At 46.1% G+C, this 4,415-nt stretch carries 2 protein-coding genes and 1 pseudogene; all 3 read right to left on the bottom strand.

All coding sequences use genetic code 11. From position 1 onward, the window contains the following. Window positions 1–1,596, bottom strand: a 1,596-nt coding sequence (locus tag VF500_RS08965) for a polysaccharide lyase (RefSeq protein WP_330859351.1), incomplete at its 3' end; no start/stop codon positions are given. Window positions 1,597–1,660: 64 nt separating this feature from the next. After that, complete coding sequence (locus VF500_RS08960; protein ID WP_330859350.1) at window positions 1,661–3,469, bottom strand: RagB/SusD family nutrient uptake outer membrane protein; 1,809 nt, start codon at window positions 3,467–3,469, stop codon at window positions 1,661–1,663. A gap of 12 nt (window positions 3,470–3,481) precedes the next feature. Beyond that, window positions 3,482–4,415, bottom strand: a pseudogene (locus tag VF500_RS08955) (SusC/RagA family TonB-linked outer membrane protein); the annotation flags it as partial.

The raw sequence follows: 4,415 nt of genomic DNA, 5'->3' as shown, positions 1-4,415 counted from the left end.
AGTATAACCGCCGCCATTTTTTGCAGGCAGGGCCGAGTCTTTGCCGTCTTTAGGGTTCAGTCCGTGAGCCAGTTCCCAGGCGTCAGGCAAACCGTCATTGTCCGAATCTTTATAAGGAGTACCTTTATATTCAGGATAGCCGCCAACCTGCCATGGGGCAGTGATGATCCCCAATTTGTACGAGTCTTTAGGTAATTTCCGCACTTTAAACTGGTAAGCAGTGTCGGTTTCCATATCCTTGTAAGTGATCTTCCCTGTACGTGCCTGTTCGGTGATGCGTACATCAACAGGGTCGCGTTTTGGCAGGGTTGCACCGGCGTTGGCTATAACAAATTTAAACGCGTCAGTTGCCGATAAGATAGTTAACGATGGCATAGGGAACGGCTCATCAGCTTTCATATAATCCTTGTACTGGCCAGCATCAGGTAACTCCTTACCACCGGGGCCTTCAACCTGGATGCCACCTTTCCATGGATCTTTGGTAACTTCTGGATAACCTTCCATGATATTGCCTGAGGCATAAACACGACCAAAGAACTTTTCTTTCAGCTTGCTCCTGCCCGATTCCGGCTTCAGGATGCGGTGACCAACCGGTTCGTCTTTAGGTGTAACCGGCCCTGGTTTAAAGTAGTTATTGATCACGTTGTAATTGGTAGTATAATCGCCGCCATCCATTGAACGGTGGTGCCAGTTAAATACCACGTTGTTTACAAAGTTGTAAACACCATTCCAACCTACCGATGGGTTACGACCTGTATTATCGGCCCAAAGGTTACGCATCAATGAGCTGTTTTCGCCGCCTGTTGTTGAACCGAAAGCGTGGTTCCAGTAATCCAATGATTCGGAGTAGATACAGTTTTGGATAGTAATATTCACCGTACCCAATTTTTCTTCTTTCGATCCATCTCCCGGATCAAACATGTGGCGGTACATCGAAAAGTTTTCGTCAAGGCCCCAGCTTGCTGATACGTGATCGGCTATGATGTTACCAACAGGGTTGCCACCTAATGCATCATCCCGGCGACCAACATTGGTTTCACCGCGGCGGAAACGCATATAACGGATCACAACATCGTGCGTGTTAACCCAAAATGATTCGCCGGCAATACAAACGCCGTCACCCGGAGCAGTTTGCCCTTCAATGCTGATATATGGTGCCCGTACAATGATCGGTGTTTTGATCCTGATGATACCTGCTACGTTAAACACCACGATACGGGCGCCGCCTTTTTCGCAAGCTTCGCGCAGGGTACCGGGACCGTTATCTTCCAAACTGGTAACCACGTATACTTTACCACCGCGACCGCCAAAAGTAAATTTACCGCCCCCTTCTGCACCCGGAAAAGCCGGGATCTTAGCCTGCGGAAGATCTGTGGGGCGTGCTGCCCATGGCACAAATACTTTGCCTCGCCTTTGATCAGCCTGGATAATTGGCAGGGCAACAGCCCATGCTGAATCTGAACGACGGGTAGCCTCTTTCATCAAAGCTTCACTCTCTGCTTTAACCTTTTCCGGCACTTCAGGGTATTGGGCAAAAGCCGGTTTAGCTAAACCCAATGCCGCTGCTACTAAAAATAAAGCTGTGTGTTTTTTCATATTCTATATTGGTAATATTCTTTCTGTTGATTGGTTAGCAGGTACCCATCGTTCAATTAATTTATTATTGAAGCGGATCAAACGGCCCACCCCAGGTGTTGTTTTGTTGTAAATTGACATTGTTTAACAATGCAGCCGCAGGGATACCGAAAAAGTAATCGCCCGCCTGTACCGCTATACTGTATGAATCCAATGTTTTGGTTTTAACCGTGAACGATGTGCTGTACAACGCATCCAATGACGCAGTTGCCGAAGCATCCCTTGTACCGGTGATATAATCTTTAGCACTTGCGTTGTTGTTAAGCGTAACTGTGAGGCCTGTTCTTTTCGAGCCGTTCAATGTGCTTTCAAGCAGTTTACGGCGGCGAAGATCCCAGTAGCGTTTACCTTCAAAAGCAAACTCAATTTTGCGCTCATTCATGATAGCGGTGATCATTTGATCAGGGCTCATACCTGCATCTAAACCGTACTGGTTATCAGCACCTGCCTCAATCCCGGCACGTTTCCGGATAGCTGCAATATTGGTATAGCCGGTAGTTACGTTACCCAAAGCGGCAGCACATTCGGCTTGATTTAATAAAACTTCGGCATAACGGATCTCCATCCAATCGGTACCTACATAAGGTGCATTAGCTACGCTAACATTTGGGTCGATAGCTTTACGCAGATAAAACCCGGAATTTGTTGCTGATGCCGGTTCAGTAGTCTTAACACCTGAACCATCTGCCTTGTTGTAGTAAAAGTAAGTCCACAGGCGGTATGAAGTGTTACCGTTAATAGGCCAGTTACAACCGTTATAGGCAATAGTTTTGTTAAACCGAGGATCGCGGTTGTCAAAAAACTTTGAATCGTCATAAGCATATTTTGATGACGTGCCGGGAGCTTTACCGTCAAGCATGGGGTATGATTTTACAATATCCCAGGTAGGCTGATTTGAACCACCTTTGGTACCCAAATAAGCCGGCCGGGTTGCATTATCATAAGTGTTGTTATTCTGGTTTTGATCTGTTGAAGATGTGTTGTAACCTGTAACCAAAATAGCTTCAGGGTTGCTGCTGCTTTCGGTAAACCACATATTATCATATGACGAGTTTAAGCCGTAGTTATTGGCAGTCAGGATCTGGATCGCCTTATCATTGGCGTCAGCAGCAGTTTGCCAGCGTGCAGCATCATTGCTGGGGTTAAACTGAGGACTTGCATAGGTTAACAGCACCCTGCCTTTGAACGAGGCGGCAGCTGCCGATGAAATACGGCCATAATCGCTTCCGCTCCATTTAGCAGGCAGGTATTTGATACAGCTGTCCAAATCGCTCACAATTTGTTTAAAGCATTCTGAAGTTTTGTTACGAGGCAATAAGGCCGCGCTTTTGGCATCCTGGCCAATAGCATCAAGTGGTTTTAATACCAGCGGAACGCCGCCGTATAACCTTACCAGATCAAAATACCTGAAAGCCCTCCAAAAATAAGCCTGTGCTTTATACCTGTTTTTGGTAGAGGCAGGTAAAGTACTGGCATCAAGGTCCTGCAGGGTTTGGTTGATATTACGGATCCGACCGTAATTATTGCTGATGTTTACCGATGTGCCGATATCGCCAACGGTTTCAATAGTAACCGTGCCTTTTACATATGCGTTATCGCTGTAAAACTCGTCGCATTTGTCGCCGCCGCCGCCAATAGCGCCTCCGGTATCACCAAACCAACCGGGTTGGTTAGCGGTGTACAGATAATTGATATTTAAGATAGCTACCGTTGAGTCATTAAATACCTGGCTGGGCGTGCTATGGGTAAGATCCTCTTTATCGAGCACCTTTTTACAGTTTGTAAACAGGGCTGATACGATCAAAGCTGCAAATATGGTTTTAAATAATTTCATGTCTTTCAAAGTTTAGAAGCCTAAGTTTAAACCAAAAGATACTGTACGTAAGTTGGGATATACCCCAAATGGTGATGAAATATCACGATAATGATCAGGGAACGGATTTACAAAGTTGATAGGGTTTGTAGCCACAACGTATGCCCTGATGCTTGACATGCCGAGCCTTTTGGTTAAACCGGCAGGCAGCGTATAGCTTAAGTTAGCGCTGGAGATATTCCAGGTGAACGGACTAACAAACCAGAAATCACTTGTAACACTCACATCATCTGAGTAGTACGGATCAGGGAATTTAGCATTTGTGTTGGTTGGCGTCCAGTGATCGGCCCAAAATACCGGCCTGTTCTGGTTAGCAGTAGCTTGTTTAATGGCCGCGCTCTCAATTGATTGCGTACCGCCCCAGCTCATGCCCATCACCACGTTTAAGCTTAGTGTTTTATAAGAACCTCCGAAGTTAAGACCAAGATTGTAGTGGTTTGATGCTTTGTTGCCTAAATAAAACTGATCATTAATATCATTTTGTTTGATGATACCGTCACCGTTTTTATCAACATAGTTGATCATACCGGGAGTCGGTGTATAACCGAAGATCTTAACGTTTTGCGCGCCGCCGGCTGCGGCAGCCCTTTGGGCAATGATCGCATCGGCATCAGCTTGCGTACGGATGATCCCGAGTGATTTGTAACCAAGTGTACCCGGATCGCCTGATTTACCGGTCAGGTCCTGAATGGTACCTACCTGGGCCGCAGCGATATCATATTTGATATATTTATTATCGCTCCAGGCAAAGAATGGGCTGAAACTATAACTGAAGTTTGATCCTATCTTATCTTTCCAGCTTGCAGAGATCTCATAACCGAATGTATTGATGATACCATAGTTTTCGGCAGATGGCGCTGCACCAATGGTTACCGGAACCGAAGTGTTCAGTGAAGCAAGCATGTCA

It is taken from the genome of Mucilaginibacter sp., assembly GCF_036383575.1.
Lineage (GTDB): Bacteria > Bacteroidota > Bacteroidia > Sphingobacteriales > Sphingobacteriaceae > Mucilaginibacter.
Note: the sequence above shows the minus strand (reverse complement) of the source record. Positions and strands in the feature narration are given on the sequence as shown.